This is a genomic window from Cereibacter johrii (assembly GCF_001720585.1).
GTDB classification, from domain to species: domain Bacteria; phylum Pseudomonadota; class Alphaproteobacteria; order Rhodobacterales; family Rhodobacteraceae; genus Cereibacter_A; species Cereibacter_A johrii.
In genome coordinates this window covers 1-15,035 of sequence record NZ_MABH01000089.1, presented here as the reverse complement: position 1 = coordinate 15,035, position 15,035 = coordinate 1, and the positions used below count along the sequence as shown (strand labels likewise).

Sequence of the window (15,035 nt, the reverse complement as noted above, 5' to 3'; positions counted from 1 at the left end):
CAGCCGTCGCTGCGCGCCCTCACCGCCCTGATGCAGCCGGGCGCCGCCCTCCAGCCCCGCCCCGCCGCCGCGGCGGCCAACGAAAGGTAATCCGCATGTCCCTCTCGCTCGACCTGGCCCGGCGGGTCGCGGCCCTCGATCCCGCGACCTTCGACCCCGAGGCCGTCCGCTGGGCCCGCAATGCCATCGCCGACATGATCGGCTGCACGCTGCTCGGCGCGCCCACCGACGCGACCGAGACCGTCCTCATGCCCGACCTCTACGGCCCCGGCCCCTGTCTGGTGCTGGGCCGCAGGGAGCGGCTGGGGATGCTGGACGCGGCCTTCGTGAACGGCACCGCGGGACATGCGCTCGATTACGACGACACGTCGAAATCGCTCTCGGGCCATCCCACCGTCATCATCATTCCGGGTCTCCTGGCACTGGCCGAGAGCCGCGGGGCCTCGGGCCGGGCGCTCACCGACGCCTATATCGTGGGGGTCGAGGCCGCCACCCGCTTCGCCCGGGGGGTGAACTTCCACCATTACGAGAAGGGCTGGCACCCGACGGCCACCCTCGGCATCTTCGGCGCGGCGGTCGCGGCCTCGGCGCTGATGGGGCTCGACGAGGCGCGCACGGCCCATGCGATCTCGATCGCGGCCTCGCTTGCCTCGGGGCTCAAGGCCAACTTCGGCACCGAGACGAAGCCCATGCATGCAGGCCTCGCCGCGCGGAACGGGCTCTTTGCGGCGCTTCTGGCCGAGCGGGGCGTGACGGGCGCCCCCACCGCGCTCGAACATCCGCAGGGCTTCCTCGAAGTCTTCAACGGGGCGGGCGCCTACGATGCGGGGCGCATGCTCGAGGGCTGGGGCGCGCCGCTCGACCTTCTGTCGCCGGGCATCTCGATCAAGAAATACCCGTGCGTCTACAGCGTCCACGGCGCCATCGACGCGGCCATCGCGCTGCGGGCCGAGGCCCTGCCCGAAACGGCCGGAGTGACGGATGTCCTCGTCAGGATGCATCCGCGCCGTCTCCTGCCGCATGTGCGCAACCCCGCGACGAGCGCGCTCAATGCCAAGTTCTCGCTGCCCTATGCGGTGGCCCGCGCGCTGGTGAACGGTGCCGTGCTGCTCGAACATTTCGACGATGCGGCTCTGGGCGATCCCGAGGTGACGCGCGTCATGGGCCTCATCCGGATGGAGCCGCACGAGGATGATGCCAACGATTACGGCGCCGAGGTGGCCGTAACCCTCGCCTCCGGCGAGGTGCGGCGGCAGGCCGTCCGGGCTCCCCTTGGCCGGGGGCCCGAGACGCCGCTGCCGCAGGAGATGCTCGAGGCGAAGTTCCTCGACTGCGCCCGCGCGAGCCTGACCGAAGAGGGCGCGGCCCGCGTCTTCGCGCTGCTGATGGGCCTCGACACGCTGCCGCAGGCCGCCGACCTCACCGCCGCCATCGAAGCCGCGACCCGCTGAAGGAGCGAACCGACATGACCTTTGCCCAAGAACTCGCCCGGCGGGCGATGTCGATCCGGCTCGACAGCCTGCCCGAAGACGCGCTCCACATCGGCCGCCGCGCCTTCGCCGACACGGTGGGGGTGGCCCTCGCCGGGTCGGACGCGCCCTGCCTCGATGCGATCGAGGAGGCGCTGGCCATCGCGAACGCCCCCGGACAGGTCACGCTCTGGGGCCGGGGCGGCCGTCGCGCCTCGATCCTGCATGCCGCCATGGTGAACGGCACCGCGGCCCATGCGCTCGATTTCGACGATTGCTCGACCACGATGGGCGGCCATCCCTCGGCGCCCGTCGTGCCGGTGGTGCTGGCGCTGGCCGAGGCCCATGGCGCGCCCGCGGGCAAGGCGCTCGAGGCCTGGGTCACGGGCGTCGAGGTCGAGACCCGGCTCGCCCGCGGCCTTCTGCCCCATCATTACGAGAAGGGATGGCATCCCACGGCCACCCTCGGCGTCTTCGGCGCCACCGCGGCCGCGGCACGGATGCTCGATCTCGACGAGGCGCAGACCACCACCGCCCTTGCCGTCGCCGTCTCGATGGCCTCGGGCCTCAAGTCGAACTTCGGCACCCCGGTCAAGCCCATGCATGTGGGTCAGGCCGCCCACAACGGGCTGATGGCGGCCCTCGTCGCACGCCGCGGGATGAGCGCGAACCCCGAGGCCTTCGAACATACCTACGGGTTCTTCAATCTCTTCAACGGCCCGGGCACCTTCGATGCCGATGCGATCCTTTCGGACTGGGACGGCCCGCTCGAGGTGCTGAGCCCCGGCATCGCGATCAAGCAGCATCCCTGCTGCGGCAGCGCCCATTCGGCCATCGACGCGGCGCTGCGGATCGTGGCGGCCGAAGGCCTTCTGCCCGCCGAAGCCATCGCCCGCATCGACATCCGCACGCACGAGCGCCGGCTGGCCCATACCAACCGTCCCGCCCCGCGCTCGGGTCTCGACGCGAAGTTCAGCGTCCAGTTCCTGACCGCGCGGGCCCTGACCGCGGGCCGGATCCGGCTGGCCGATTTCGACGATGCGCGCTTCCTCACGCCCGAGATCGCGGCCCTGCTGCCGCGGGTGAGCGCCACGGGGCACCGCGAGGCCGACGCCTACCGGGGCGAGGTGCGGGTCACGATGACGGACGGGCGCATCTTCGAGGCCAGCGCCTCGACGAACTTCGGCCGCGGGCCGCTGAACCCCATGTCGGACGCCGAACTGACCGAGAAATTCACCGATTGCGCGGCGGCGCGGCTGGGGTCCGGGGCGGCCGGGATCTGTGCCGCCTTCCTCGCCCTCGCCCCCGAGACCCCGCTCGCGCCGCTTCTTGCGCAACTCACCGGACAGGAGCACTGAAACCATGCTGACCCTCTACGGACGACCCAATTCCTCGAACAGCGCCAAGGTATTCTGGCTTCTGGACGAGCTCGGGGCCGACTGGCGCCTCGAGCCCGCAGGCCGCGGCTTCGGCCCCACCGACACGCCGGAGTTCCGCGAGATGAACCCGTTCGGCAAGGTGCCGGTGCTGAAGGACGGCGAGACCGTCGTCTGGGAATCGCACGCGATCCTGCGCTATCTCGGCACGCGCGAGCCCACGGCCCTCTGGCCCGAGGGGGCGGCCGCGCGCAGCCGCATCGACCGCTGGATGGACTGGGCCGCGATCTCCTTCACCCCGCCGCTCACGCGGCTGCGCAAGGCGCGCGGGGCGGGCGGTTCGGGCGAGGCCGACCTTCCGGCCGTTCTGGCCGGGGCGCGCGCGCTCGATGGCTGGCTCGCCCGGCACCGCTATCTGGCGGGCGGCGACCTGAGCCTCGCCGACATCGCCGCCTCGCCCTCGGTCCATCGCTGGTTCCGCCTGCCCGAAGCGGCCGAGGCGCTGCCGAACCTCGCGCGCTATCGGGACGATCTGGCCCGGAACCCCGGCTACTGCCGCCACATCCGCGATGCGCTGAGCTGACAGGCCGGAAAAGGAAAGGGGCCGTCGCACGGACGGCCCCCCGAGGCAGATCGCGGCGAGGGCTAGAACAGCAGCGGCGCGATCAGCCCCTGCGGCAGGCGCAGGGTCATGGCCCAGGTGATGCCGCTGATGAAGCCCACCGCCCCCAGCGTGAGCAGACCCGCCGCCAGCGGGCGCACCCTGCCCGCGACGATCAGGAAGGCGGGGAAGAAGACCGCCATCGCCGGGACGAAGCCGATCAGCCAGACCAGCGCCACCAGCCCGCCGAAGACCGCGAGATAAAGCTCGCGCCCCGACCATTCGCCGGCGACGGCCGCGCTTGCATCGTCGTCGTGGATCTCGGCCACCCGTCCGCGGCGGATGGCCCAGACGACGCCCAGAGCGCCGGCCAGCGCCAGAAGCCCGATGGTCAGCGGGAACACCATGCCGAGGAAGCTGAGGCCTGCGCTCTCGAACAGGCAGAAGGCCGCGACCGCGACGAGGAGACCCGCGAAGGCGATCTGGCGGCCGCGCGTCCGCATGTCGGACGTGTCGCTCTCGCCCTCGCTCGAGACGCCCGCGCCGAAGCGCAGCCCGAGGAAGACCGAGACCACGGTGATGGCCGCGATGATGATGACCCCCGGCCGCGTCACCCAGTCCGTGCCGTAGAACTGGACCGCCTGATAGAGGTAGTTCTCGGCGCCCGGTGCCAGCACGAAGCCGATCAGCAGCGCGGGCCGCGGCCAGCCGAAGCGGCGCATGTAGATGCCCACCGCCCCCATCACGATCAGCGCCACGAGATCGGCCATCGAGCGCGAGGCCTGGAAGGCCGCGAACATGGCGATCATCACCATGAAGGGCGCGAGGATCGCGAAGGGCACCTGCGTCAGGCGGGCGACCTGCCGCGCCATCAGCACGCAGAGGCCTGCGCCCACGACATTGGCGAGCGCCAGCGACCAGATGATCGTATAGGTCAGGTCGAGCCGCGTCTCGACCATGGTCACGCCGGGCTGGATTCCCAGCAGCACCATGCCGCCCAGAAACACCGCCATCGAGCCCGAGCCCGGCACGCCGAACAGCAGCGTCGGGATCAGCGCGCCGCCCTGACAGGCGTTGTTGGCGGATTCGGGCGCGATCACACCGCGCACGTCGCCCTTGCCGAAGCGGCTGCGGTCCCGGCTGGTCTGCACCACATGGCTGTAGGCAATCCAGTCCACCACCGCCCCGCCGAGCCCCGGCAGCGCGCCGATGACACAGCCGAGGCTCGCGCAGCGCGCGACCAGCCACGGATGGCTCAGCACGTCGCGCAGCCCGCGCAGCCAGCCGCCGCCCAGAGGCGTGCTGTTCGAGATCGCCGTGCCGCGCTTGAGCAGGTCGATGATCTCGGGGATGGCGAACAGGCCCATCGCCACCACGACGAGCGGCACCCCGTCATAGAGATAGTCGATCCCGAGCGTCATGCGCGCCTCGCCCGTGGCGGGCGCCGTGCCGATCGTGCCGATGATGAGCCCGAGCCCCGCCGCGGCGATCCCCTTGGTCAGGCTGCGCCCCGACAGGACCGCCACCATGGAGAGGCCGAAGAGCGTCAGCATGAAGAGCTCGGCCGAGGAAAAGGACAGAACGAGCGGCCGCGCCATCACGATGGCGATGGAGAGCACCAGCGCGCCGATCAGCCCGCCGATCAGCGAGCTTGCGAAGGCGGCCGAGAGCGCGCGGGCGGCCTCGCCGCGCTTGGCCATGGGAAAGCCGTCGAGCACCGTCGCCTGACTGGCGCTCGAGCCCGGAATGCCCATCATGACCGAGGTGAACGTGTCCCCGGTGGGGATCACCGCCACCATGCCGATCAGCATTCCGAGCGCGGCGGTGGGCTCCATGCCATAGAGAAACGGCAGCAGGATCGCCATGCCGGCGATGCCGCCAAGACCGGGGAGGATCCCCACGATCAGCCCAACGAGGACACCAACAACGAGAAACAGCAGATGTCCGGCCGTCATGACCTGACCCAGCGCCGACAGGGCGGCATCGAACATGGTGGTCTCCTCCCCCACATGCGTGCGGCGGGGCCAGCGCCCCGCCGGAATTTCAGAAGCGGACGCCGTAATCCTCGGACAGCCAGGTGGTCAGGAAGGTGCGGATCGCCGGATCGACGGTCAGCGCCTTCTTCAGCGCGGCATCGGCCTCCTCGCCCACGAGCTGCTCATAGACGCCGATCTCTTCGCCCGCGCGCGCGCGGAAGTCCGGCGCCTCGACGATCTTGCGCGCGGCGTCCGTATAGGCCGCGATCACCTCGGGCGGGGCTTCCTTCGGCAGCACGACCATCTTCTGCAGCGAATAGCCCGCGATCATCAGCGCCTTCCAGGCCTCGAACGCCTCGCCCTCGGGGGCCGCGCCGGTCGCTTCGGTGAAGAATTCGACGAAGGTCGGCAGGTCCGGGAAGGACGGGTCGCGCGCCACATTGCCTTCGGCATCCACCACGCCCATCGAGAAGAGCGGCACGGCCTTGCCGCTTTCCACCAGCGGCTTGACGCTTGCCAGATAGGCCGAGCTCGTCTGGAAATCGATCCCTGCCTCGCCGCGCTCGAAGGCCAGCCGGCCCGCGCCGCGGCTCTCCATGCCGAAGACCGGGCGGATGTTCAGCCCCATCATCTTCATCGCCAGCAGCACCGGCATCTCGAGCGCGGTGGCGCCCTGACTTGCGAAGCGGATCTCCTGCCCGCGCAGCGTCTCGAGGCCCTCAGGCCCGGTCACGCCGTATTTCGGATCGGCATAGACCACGCCTCCCGTGGGCGAGGCCAGGACCGCCGTCCAGTCGGCATAGTCGTAGCGCACGCGCGGATCGCCGAGGATCGCGGGATACTGGGTCGAGGCCGAGGTGCCGAGGATCGACAGCCCGTCGGTGCTCGCGCGGGCCGCGAACTGGTTCGCGCCGGTGATCGAGCCGCCGCCGGGCACGTTCAGCACCACGACATTCGGCTGACCCGGCAGGGCCTGCGACAGCTGCGGCGCAAAGAAGCGCGCCCAGACGTCGGTGCCGCCGCCCACGCCGAAGGGGATCGTCCATTCGATGGTCTCTCCCGCGAAATCCTGCGCGGTCAGGGCGCTCGGGGCGGTCAGGACGGCTACGGCGCACAGCAGGGCGGCACGCAGCGGTTTGGTCAGCAAGGTCATCCGGGTCTCCTCCTCGGTCGTTGGTCTTGGCAGGTCAGGCGACATGGTCGCGCACATGGACGGTTCCGTCGAACAGCCGCCGCGCGGTGCGGATCACCATGGCGCGGCCGATCCGGCCGGTCTCGGGATCCTGCTCGATCTCGATGGGCGTTCTGCCCGACGGATGTTCGATGATGAGCACACGGCGCCCCTGTGCATCGGGCTCGGGCAGGCGCGCAAGCCTGTGCGCAACGGTGCCGGGCGTGCAGCAGGCCGAGGCGATGCAGACGGCGCCGGTGATGGCCACGGCCGTATGGCAGGAATGGGGCATGAAATAGCGCGCCGTGATGCTCGCGCCCGGCGAGGGGGCGGCGAGCAGGATGGGTTTCGGAATGACCATCTGCGTGACATCGCCCAGACCCATGCGCTGGCCGCAGTCGCGCCGCAGCCGGTCCAGCCGCTCCATGAAGGCGCGGTCGGCATCGAGCTCGGCCGGCGTCTCGTGCCCGGTCTTGCCGAAGCTCGCGGCATCCGCCAGCACGGCGGCCACGGCCATGTCGAACAGGGTCACCTCGACCCCCTCGATCCGCTCGAGGGCTGCGCCGCTCGGCAGAAGCTTGCCCGTCTTCGACCCGGCCGCATCGAGGAAGGCCATCTTCACCGGCGCCGCCGTGCCGGGCACGCCCGCGATGGCGGTGTCGCCCTCGTAGGTCACGACGCCGCCGGGGGTCTGGACCGTGGCCTCGATGCGCTTGCCGGTGTTCACATTGTAGATCGTGAGGCGCGTGACCGGATCGGTGGCCTGCACCAGCCCCTGCTCGATGGCGAAGGGCCCCACCGCCGCCAGCATGTTGCCGCAGTTCGGCGCCGTGTCGACCAGCGCCCGCTCGACGTTCACCTGCGCGAAGAGATAATCCACATCCGCATCCGCCCGCGCGCTCGGCCCGACGATGGCCACCTTGCTCGTCAGGGGATTGCCGCCGCCGATCCCGTCGATCTGGAGCGGATGGCCCGAACCCATGGCCGAGATCAGCAGGCGGTCACGTTCTGCCCGGTCCGCGGGCAGGTCGCTTGCGAGGAAGAACGGGCCGCGCGACGTGCCGCCACGCATCAGGACGCAAGGAATTCTCTGCATGTGGTGCCTTCTCGATCTGCCCGGTCCAGAGGCGTCCGGGGTCGGCACAGACTTGCCATCGGAAAAGGAATGTGTGAAATGCATATATCGGAATGACAATTGCGTGGAACGCATGAATATCGACCTCGAGGATCTGCGCGCCTTCGTGGCCACCGCCGAAATGCAGAGCTTCCGCGCGGCGGCCGACAGCATCCATCTCTCGCAGCCCGCGCTGACCCGGCGTATCCAGAAACTCGAGGCCACGCTGGGGGTTTCGCTGCTGGAACGCACGACGCGGCGGGTGTCGCTGACCGCGGTCGGACGCGATTTCCTGCCGCGCGCGCGGCGGATTCTCGACGATCTCGAGACCTCGCTCCTGTCGGTGCGCGAGATCGCCGAGCGGCGCTCGGGCCTCGTCAGCATCGCCTGCATTCCGACGGCGGCCTACTACTTCCTGCCCGATGTCATCAGCGCCTTCACGGAGGAATTTCCCGCGATCCGCTTCCGCATCTTCGATGCCGGCGCGAACGAGGTGCTCCAGAGCATCCTGAACCGCGAGGCGGATTTCGGCATCACCCTGCTCGGGGCGGACGATCCCGACGTGACCTTCGATCCGCTGATCGAGGAGCCCTTCCTGCTCGCCTGCCGCCGCGACCATCCGCTGGCGCGGCAGGAGTCCGTCACCTGGGCGGATCTGGCGGCGCACCGCTTCGTCACCGTGGGCCGGACGAGCGGCAACCGCCTCATCATGGATCTGGCCCTTGCCCGGGCGAATGTCCGGCCGCGGTCCTTCTTCGAGGTGCAGCATCTCTCGACGTCGCTCGGTCTGGTCGAGGCGGGGCTCGGCGTGGCGGCGCTGCCCCGGATGGCGCTGCCCGCGGGGCCGCATCCCTCCATCGTGACCCTGCCCCTGATCGAGCCGCGAGTGACGCGCACCGTGGGCGTCGTCCGCGTGCCGGGCGCCCGCCGCGCGCCTGCCGCCGAGCAGTTCTACCAGATGTTGCTCAGCCGCTGGCGCGACAATGCGGGCCCGGCCGCGCCGCCTCTGTCCCGCCCCTGAGGTTCGGGCCAGACCGGCCGCGCCGCCCGTCCGGCTCAGGCCTCCTTCGGCGCCGGACCGGCAGGGCCCCGGGCGCCCCCGGCCTCCCACTCCCGCCGCAGCAGGGCATATTGCATCGTGTTCTCGTAGATCGGATGGCCCGCGGGGTCTGTCCGGAACGAGATGAACTCGACGAACAGGCCCTCACGCCGCATGCCCAGCCGCTCGCAGAGGCGCTGCGACGGCAGGTTGTGATCCTCGACATAGGCATAGAGGCGCCGCGCCCCCGCCTCTTCGAACAGATGCGCGAACAGCGCCCGCGCCGCCTCGAGCGCATAGCCCTTGCCCGAGAAGGCCGGGTTGAAGTTCCAGCCGACCGAGACCGTATCCTCCTCCTCGCGATGGGCGAAGAGATCGCCGATCAGCAGGTCGGTCTCCTTCAGGCAGACGGCGATCTGCGCATCGTCCCGGCTGCGCTCCGCCGCCTCGGCCCGCGCAGCCTCCCTGTCCGCGAGGGCCAGCGACAGGAAGCAGCCCGAGACGGGCTCGTGCAGATAGGCAAAGAGGGCTTCCGCGTCCTGTTCGCGGAAGTTCCGAAGGATGAGACGGTCTGTTTCGATGGGATGCATGTTGGGCCTGCCGGGGTGCGCAGGTATGACATAAGCGAGGCCGCCCATGGCGACCAGTGGCCCGCGCGGGCGAAACACATGCCGCAGCCCGCACAGCGATGCTCAGCCCCCGGCATGGGTGTCGCCAAAGGCGCCCTGCCTGCCGCAACCGGCGGCGGCCCGGCCGCCCCTCCCGGGAACCTCCTGCCTCGCCCGCCGCCTCCGGTCGGTGACGCCATCGTCGCCCTGTTCTGCGGCTGCGGCCGGATCATTCGCAGGATCCGCGCCGAGCGGAGGGCGCGTCCTGCGGCCGTCCTTGGCCGGGTGCGATCCGGCCGGAGAGAGGTCGGCGCCCCGACCCCGCGGCCGCATGGCCGCGAGGTTCTCGCTGAACCGGTTACTGGTCGACCACTCCGCCGTCCATGTGCCGGCGCATCGAGACGGCCCGGGTGATGGGCGGGCGGATCGTCTCGGCATCGTCCTTCAGGGTCACGCCAAGACCGATCGCCTCGCTCCGCTTCAGGAAGCCGTTTTCCACGACCAGATCTCCGTCGACGATATTGCGCCCGAGCAGCTGCGGCGTGCTCTCGAACACATAGTTGTCGTAGCCCGTCGGAAACTCCTGGATCGCCACGCAGCTGCGCGAGAAGCCGAGGGCCGCGCATGCGGCCACCCCCACCGGGGAGATCGGATTGTGCGGAGCGACCTGCACATCATTGGCCTCGGCGATGGCCGCGATCTTCACCGCTGCCGTGATCCCGCCGCAGATACCCACGGAGACACGGGCGAAGGACAGGGCCCGCCGTTCGATGGCCATCTTGAACTGGTAGATGTTGAAGTAGCGTTCGCCGGTGGCGATGGGCACGGGCGACCTGCGCGCGACCTCGGCCATGGCGTCGATGTTCTCGGGGCGGATCGGATCCTCCAGCCAGCCGGGAGAATATTCCGCGGCAGCTTCGGCGAAGCTGATGGCCTCGGCCGGGGTGAGGCGGCGGTGCATCTCGAGGAGCAGGTCAACCTCCGGGCCCACCGCCTCGCGCGTGCGCCTGACCGTCTCGATCCCCATGCGGACCAGCCCGGCATGGCCGAGGAAGTAGGGCTTGTCCTCCGGTTCATCCAGAAAGGGATTGAAGTGGCCGATGGCGGTGTAGCCGTCGCGGGCCTTCTCGGCAGCGAAGGAAACCACCTCATCCACGGTCTTGGAATAGACATGGGCATAGACGCGCAGGCTGTCGCGCACCGACCCGCCCAGAAGCTCGTAGATGGGCACGCCGTAGGACCGGGCCTTGATGTCCCAGAGCGCGATATCCACCGCGGAAATCGCTCCGCCGATGGCCGCGCCGTTGAAATGGGCGAACCGGTGCATGCCCTGCCAGTGCCGTTCGATCCGGCGCGGATCCTCGCCGATCAGGTAGTCGCAGTATTTCGCCAGAGCCGCTTCGGATGCCTCCAGATGCCCCCAGGCCCCGCTTTCGCCGATCCCGACGATGCCGCTGTCGGTGGTGATCTCGACAAAGAGAAACTGGCCGACCCGCCGGGGCCGCGCGCGAACGATTTTCATGGGGAGTCTCCGTGATCAGTGCAGCCCGAAGGCATACGGCAGGGCCGTCACCAGCTGGGGAACGAGAATGAGAAGCGAAATGAACAGGACGGCGATGGCGATGTAGGGCATCACCACCCGGAACAGGATCGCCAGAGGCACATCGGCAACCTTGCGCAGGGCGTAGAGCACCATGCCGACGGGCGGGGTCAGAAGACCGATCGTCAGCGCCATTGCCATGACGATGCCAAAATGGATCATGTCGAAGCCGAAACGGTCCGCGATCGGCATGAGGATCGGCGTCAGGATGATGATGGCCGGTGTCTGCGCCATGAAACAGCCCACGAGCAGCCACACCACCAGCATCAGAAACATGACGATGGTCGGGTTCTCGGAGATGCCCACCACGATCCCGACCATGGCCTGAGGCAGGCCCAGACGCAGCATGATGACGCCGAAGGCCGAGGTCATCGCGATGATGAACATCAGTGTCGCCGTGTCGAGCGCCGTGCCCTTCAGCTCGGCCAGGAATGTTTTCCAGTTCATCTCCCGATAGACGAGGGTGGTGAGCAGCAGGGCATAGAGCACGGCTACAGCAGCGGCCTCGGTCGGGGTGAAGATACCGCCATAGATGCCGGCCAGGATGATGCCCGGCGTCAGGAGCGGCAGGATCGCGTGCAGGGCCTTGACCCTGACCTCGCGCCCCGACGGCCAGCTGCCCGCGGGAAGCTTCAGGCGCCGGGACTCGAAGAACACCCAGGCCATGAAGCAGGCGGCCATCAGGATGCCGGGAACGATGGCGGCGAGGAACAGCGTGGCGACCGACTGCTCTGCCTGCACGGCATAGGCGATGAGGACGATGGACGGCGGGATCACCGGGCCGAGCAGCGACGAGGCCGCAGTGACGCCGGCGCTGAAGCCTTCGGGATAGCCGTTCGAGCGCATGGCCTTCATCTCGATCGATCCGAGACCCACGACATCGGCGGTCGCCGAGCCTGACATCCCGGCGAAGACGAAGCTCGCCATCACGTTGGCATAGCCGAGCCCGCCCCGCAGCGGCTGCACCAGCACCGCGACGAAATCGAAGAGCCGCACCGTGACCCCGCCGGTGTTCATCAGACGACCCGCAAGGATGAAGAAGGGCACGGCCAGCAGCAGGAAGTTGTCGATCCGGTCGATGGCGAAGCGGCTGATCATCATCGGCACGCGGGCGCCGAAGGGATCGCCGAACAGCGCCATCCCTCCGATGATCGAGACGAGAGCGGCCGCCACGCCGATCATCAGACCGCAGGTGATCAGGGTCAGGGCCGAAAAGGTGAGAAATACGGGAAGCATCAGGAATCGAGCCCCACTTCTTGCGCCACATAGGTCCGCGGATCGCGCAGCGTCAGCAGGATCAGCAAGGTGAAGGAGAAAAGCGCGGCCGCCTGCACTGCATAGATTGCGGAAACAGGGAAGGTCGGCAGAGCGATGAGCGTCATCCCCTTTGTGCCCTCGATCTGCAGAAAGGCGCCGTAGGTGAGGTAGCTCAGCGTCACCGCGCAGATCAGCTTCATCGCGATGACGTAGGGCTGGAAGAGCCAGCCGGGCAGGAGCGACACGAAGAAGTCCACGACGATGTGCTCGCCCCTGAGGTAGGCTGCCGGCAGCCCTGCATAGACGGCCCCCACGAGGGCCATCCGAGAGACTTCCTCAGTCCATGCCAGCGGCAGGGCCAGCAGGGAACGGAAGGCGACCTGACAGAGCACCGTGATGACGGTGACCAGGATGAAGCCGACGGAGATCGCCAACCAACCGGCGCCGATGACATGGGCGAGCTTGCGCATGGCGGATCAGTTCGATGCGGCCACGGCGTCGACCGCGTCGAGCAGCCCCGGCGCGCAGCTTTGCTCGGCATAGGCCGCGAGGATCGGGCGTGCCGCGTCACGGAAGGCCTTCGTGTCGGGCTTGTCGAAGACGGCCGAGCCGGAGGCCTCGATCTCCGCCCGGATCCGGGCATTCTCTTCGTCGATCGCCGTATAGAGCCACTCCAGCGACTCGTTCAGGGTGCTCTCGAAAGCGGCGCGATCCTCGCCCAGCTCTTCCATCAGGTCGCTGTTGGTCAGCACCAGATTGTAGGTCCAGATGTGGTTGGTCTCGCTGATGTGGCTCTGAACCTCGTGGAAGCGCAGGCTGAAGATCGTGGACAGGGGGTTCTCCTGCGCATCGAACACGCCTTGACGAAGCGCACCGTACAGCTCCGACAGGGGAAGCGGCGCGGGCTGAGCGCCGTAGGCGGCGAAGACCTCGGACCTCAGGTTGTTGGTGACGCGGAACTTCAGGCCCGCCAGATCTTCCGGCTTCAGGATCGGCTTGTTCGCCGTCACGAGGCGCGCGCCCCGGCGGCCGACAGCGGCGATCTCGATGCCATGGGCGTCCTTCATGGCCTGCGAGGCGGCCTTGCCGATATCCCCGCGCCAGACCGCGAAGCCCTGCTCTTCGGAGTCATAGATATACTCCGCCTCAAGGCACTGATATTGCGGCGCAACATATTGCATGACCACGGGCGAGGAGAGATTGATGTCGATCTCGCCGGTCGAGAGCTGCTGGAGCATCTCGCGGTCTCCGCCGAGAGTGCCGCCCGGCACGATCGACAGCGACCACCGCCCCTCGGTGGCTTCGCTCAGCGCCTCGCTCCAATGTTCCATGGCCTGGGTGCTGACGTCACGGGCTCCGTAGACGGTGCCGAGGGTCAAGGTCCGCGCCGTCGCCGCGCTGGCCATGAGCATGAGCCCGACCGTCAGGCCGAGACCGGCCTTTGTTTTCGCATTCATCTGGTATCCTCCCTGATAACCGCTCGTGCGAGGCGCCGCTCGGCAGCCTCTACTGACGTCGATCCGGTCCGGCCTTTGCCAGAGCCTGAAGATCGAAATGCTCCTCCATGCGTGCCCGCGCCGCATGCGGGTCACGCCGTTCCATGGCCTCGAGGATGGCCATGTGCTGCTCGCTCCGCTCTCCGGCGGGCCGGGGCAGGAAGCCCTGATGCTCCCAGACCATGCGGAAGTAGCGATGGGCCTCGCCCTGCACCGCCGCGAGATAGGGATTGTCCGTGGCCCGGCCGATCATCATCTCGAAGGTCAGATCGATGGAATGGGCGAGCTTGGTCCGAAAGGGCTCGGTCTCTGCCTGCTGCAGATAGACGCGGATCTCGGCCAGCTGCTCCTCCGTCGCGGCGAGGGTCGCCACCTCGACGGCCGCGCAATCGAGGATGCGCCGGGCCGCCGTCGCCTTCTTCAGCAGCTCCAGCCGCTCGCTGCCCTCGACGAGGGACGGGTCCAGAAGAACCAGCCGCTGGGACTCGCGCACGAAGATGCCGGCGCCCTGCCGCACCTCCAGAATGCCGATCCCCGCCAGCATCTTGATGCCTTCCCGGACGCCGCCACGGCCGACGCCCAGCTGCGCGGCCAGTTCCCGCTCGGTCGGGAGGCGCGCGCCGACCTGAAGCCGGTTGTTCGCGATGAAGCGCTGGATCTGTCTCGCCACCTCCTCCGACACCTGCGTGCGGCTGATCGGGGAGAAGGAAGCTGCTGGCTGATCGTTTTGATTCGACATCATGTCATCCAATGGTCGGACCAATTTGGCCGAGCGAAGGCCGCTTGTCAACCTGCGCCTCCGGGGTTCAGGAGCGGACGCAAATCTTCGCAGGCGAGGCGGCTTCCGACCGTCGGCCCGGCGCAGCTTCTCCTGCTCGGCCGCCACATCTTCCGCCAGCGTGCCGGTCGCGACCGCCTGCCCCGAGGCGGACGGAACCCGCACTATCGCCGGAAGCGAGAGGCTGACCCTCGAGGGACCGGATGGCACGACCCATGTCGTTCCATTCGGCGGGCGGCTGCAGGCGTCGGCCCTTATAGTGTCGGCTCTGCCCCTCGGCCGTCCGACCGAGGACGATCCGGGAAAGGACGCCGGCGCCGCTCCGGTGCGCCGGCGACTGTGCAGGGTCTGGGCCGCATTGCCTTCCCTTGGCGCATCGCCCCGCGGTGGCTGCAGATGATGCGGCCGGGAACGGGCCGGCCCCCGAAGCGGGGGCCTGCCATGGCTCATGGCTTCCAGCGCGTCCATTGCGCGCGGGGCGGCCCGCAGAGGGATCTCACCCGCGGCGCGCCTCGCGGGCCAGCGTGGCCGCCTCGGCCGCGGCGAGAGC

General features: G+C 68.9%; 13 protein-coding genes. 4 read left to right on the top strand and 9 right to left on the bottom strand.

What is annotated here, in order from left to right; translation table 11 throughout:
- Nucleotides 1-95 precede the first annotated feature (95 nt).
- Genes A9O63_RS07115 through A9O63_RS07105 form a run of 3 tightly spaced genes read left to right on the top strand, consistent with a single transcriptional unit; the run spans nucleotide 96 to nucleotide 3,428 of the window.
- Nucleotides 96-1,451, top strand: coding sequence for an MmgE/PrpD family protein (locus A9O63_RS07115; protein WP_069331300.1), 1,356 nt, complete (start codon nucleotides 96-98; stop codon nucleotides 1,449-1,451).
- Between the two features lie 14 nt (nucleotides 1,452-1,465).
- The gene (locus A9O63_RS07110; protein ID WP_069331299.1) at nucleotides 1,466-2,827 is read left to right on the top strand and encodes an MmgE/PrpD family protein; all 1,362 of its coding nucleotides are present in this window, start codon (nucleotides 1,466-1,468) and stop codon (nucleotides 2,825-2,827) included.
- Between the two features lie 4 nt (nucleotides 2,828-2,831).
- Nucleotides 2,832-3,428 carry a glutathione S-transferase family protein gene (locus A9O63_RS07105; RefSeq protein ID WP_069331298.1) on the top strand — a complete coding sequence of 199 codons (597 nt, stop codon included), beginning with the start codon at nucleotides 2,832-2,834 and terminating at the stop codon, nucleotides 3,426-3,428.
- 62 nt (nucleotides 3,429-3,490) lie between these two features.
- Here A9O63_RS07105 and A9O63_RS07100 read toward each other — a convergent pair whose 3' ends face one another.
- The 3 genes from A9O63_RS07100 to A9O63_RS07090 are packed head-to-tail and all read right to left on the bottom strand — an operon-like array spanning nucleotide 3,491 to nucleotide 7,689.
- On the bottom strand, nucleotides 3,491-5,437 hold the full coding sequence (locus tag A9O63_RS07100) for a tripartite tricarboxylate transporter permease (RefSeq protein WP_069331297.1): 1,947 nt from the start codon (nucleotides 5,435-5,437) through the stop codon (nucleotides 3,491-3,493).
- 52 nt (nucleotides 5,438-5,489) lie between these two features.
- Nucleotides 5,490-6,575, bottom strand: coding sequence for a Bug family tripartite tricarboxylate transporter substrate binding protein (locus tag A9O63_RS07095; RefSeq protein WP_069331296.1), 1,086 nt, complete (start codon nucleotides 6,573-6,575; stop codon nucleotides 5,490-5,492).
- 34 nt (nucleotides 6,576-6,609) lie between these two features.
- The gene (locus A9O63_RS07090) at nucleotides 6,610-7,689 is read right to left on the bottom strand and encodes a 4-oxalomesaconate tautomerase (protein ID WP_069331295.1); all 1,080 of its coding nucleotides are present in this window, start codon (nucleotides 7,687-7,689) and stop codon (nucleotides 6,610-6,612) included.
- Nucleotides 7,690-7,801: 112 nt separating this feature from the next.
- Between A9O63_RS07090 and A9O63_RS07085 the strand changes: the two genes are divergently transcribed.
- Nucleotides 7,802-8,728, top strand: coding sequence for a LysR family transcriptional regulator (locus tag A9O63_RS07085; protein ID WP_041670670.1), 927 nt, complete (start codon nucleotides 7,802-7,804; stop codon nucleotides 8,726-8,728).
- Between the two features lie 35 nt (nucleotides 8,729-8,763).
- Here A9O63_RS07085 and A9O63_RS07080 read toward each other — a convergent pair whose 3' ends face one another.
- From A9O63_RS07080 to A9O63_RS07055, 6 genes are all read right to left on the bottom strand, one after another.
- Entirely contained in the window at nucleotides 8,764-9,336 is a 573-nt protein-coding gene (locus A9O63_RS07080) for a GNAT family N-acetyltransferase (RefSeq protein WP_069331294.1), read from the bottom strand.
- Nucleotides 9,337-9,712: 376 nt separating this feature from the next.
- On the bottom strand, nucleotides 9,713-10,876 hold the full coding sequence (locus A9O63_RS07075; RefSeq protein ID WP_069331293.1) for a mandelate racemase/muconate lactonizing enzyme family protein: 1,164 nt from the start codon (nucleotides 10,874-10,876) through the stop codon (nucleotides 9,713-9,715).
- A 15-nt stretch (nucleotides 10,877-10,891) separates the two neighbouring features.
- On the bottom strand, nucleotides 10,892-12,190 hold the full coding sequence (locus tag A9O63_RS07070) for a TRAP transporter large permease (protein ID WP_069331292.1): 1,299 nt from the start codon (nucleotides 12,188-12,190) through the stop codon (nucleotides 10,892-10,894).
- Nucleotides 12,190-12,681 (bottom strand): TRAP transporter small permease, encoded by a 492-nt coding sequence (locus tag A9O63_RS07065; protein ID WP_069331291.1) that lies wholly within the window; start codon nucleotides 12,679-12,681, stop codon nucleotides 12,190-12,192. The genes A9O63_RS07070 and A9O63_RS07065 overlap by 1 nt, the downstream gene beginning before the upstream one ends.
- Nucleotides 12,682-12,687: 6 nt before the next feature.
- Nucleotides 12,688-13,668 carry a TRAP transporter substrate-binding protein gene (locus tag A9O63_RS07060; RefSeq protein WP_069331290.1) on the bottom strand — a complete coding sequence of 327 codons (981 nt, stop codon included), beginning with the start codon at nucleotides 13,666-13,668 and terminating at the stop codon, nucleotides 12,688-12,690.
- Nucleotides 13,669-13,717: 49 nt separating this feature from the next.
- Nucleotides 13,718-14,377 (bottom strand): FadR/GntR family transcriptional regulator, encoded by a 660-nt coding sequence (locus A9O63_RS07055; protein WP_235836942.1) that lies wholly within the window; start codon nucleotides 14,375-14,377, stop codon nucleotides 13,718-13,720.
- Nucleotides 14,378-15,035: the final 658 nt, after the last annotated feature.

What these genes read in the sequence shown, in the direction of transcription:
- A9O63_RS07115 (WP_069331300.1), top strand. Translation starts at nt 96, where the DNA reads ATGTCCCTCTCGCTCGACCTGGCCCGGCGGGTCGCGGCCCTCGATCCC.
- A9O63_RS07110 (WP_069331299.1), top strand. Translation starts at nt 1,466, where the DNA reads ATGACCTTTGCCCAAGAACTCGCCCGGCGGGCGATGTCGATCCGGCTC.
- A9O63_RS07105 (WP_069331298.1), top strand. Translation starts at nt 2,832, where the DNA reads ATGCTGACCCTCTACGGACGACCCAATTCCTCGAACAGCGCCAAGGTA.
- A9O63_RS07100 (WP_069331297.1), bottom strand. Translation starts at nt 5,437, where the DNA reads ATGTTCGATGCCGCCCTGTCGGCGCTGGGTCAGGTCATGACGGCCGGA.
- A9O63_RS07095 (WP_069331296.1), bottom strand. Translation starts at nt 6,575, where the DNA reads ATGACCTTGCTGACCAAACCGCTGCGTGCCGCCCTGCTGTGCGCCGTA.
- A9O63_RS07090 (WP_069331295.1), bottom strand. Translation starts at nt 7,689, where the DNA reads ATGCAGAGAATTCCTTGCGTCCTGATGCGTGGCGGCACGTCGCGCGGC.
- A9O63_RS07085 (WP_041670670.1), top strand. Translation starts at nt 7,802, where the DNA reads ATGAATATCGACCTCGAGGATCTGCGCGCCTTCGTGGCCACCGCCGAA.
- A9O63_RS07080 (WP_069331294.1), bottom strand. Translation starts at nt 9,336, where the DNA reads ATGCATCCCATCGAAACAGACCGTCTCATCCTTCGGAACTTCCGCGAA.
- A9O63_RS07075 (WP_069331293.1), bottom strand. Translation starts at nt 10,876, where the DNA reads ATGAAAATCGTTCGCGCGCGGCCCCGGCGGGTCGGCCAGTTTCTCTTT.
- A9O63_RS07070 (WP_069331292.1), bottom strand. Translation starts at nt 12,190, where the DNA reads ATGCTTCCCGTATTTCTCACCTTTTCGGCCCTGACCCTGATCACCTGC.
- A9O63_RS07065 (WP_069331291.1), bottom strand. Translation starts at nt 12,681, where the DNA reads ATGCGCAAGCTCGCCCATGTCATCGGCGCCGGTTGGTTGGCGATCTCC.
- A9O63_RS07060 (WP_069331290.1), bottom strand. Translation starts at nt 13,668, where the DNA reads ATGAATGCGAAAACAAAGGCCGGTCTCGGCCTGACGGTCGGGCTCATG.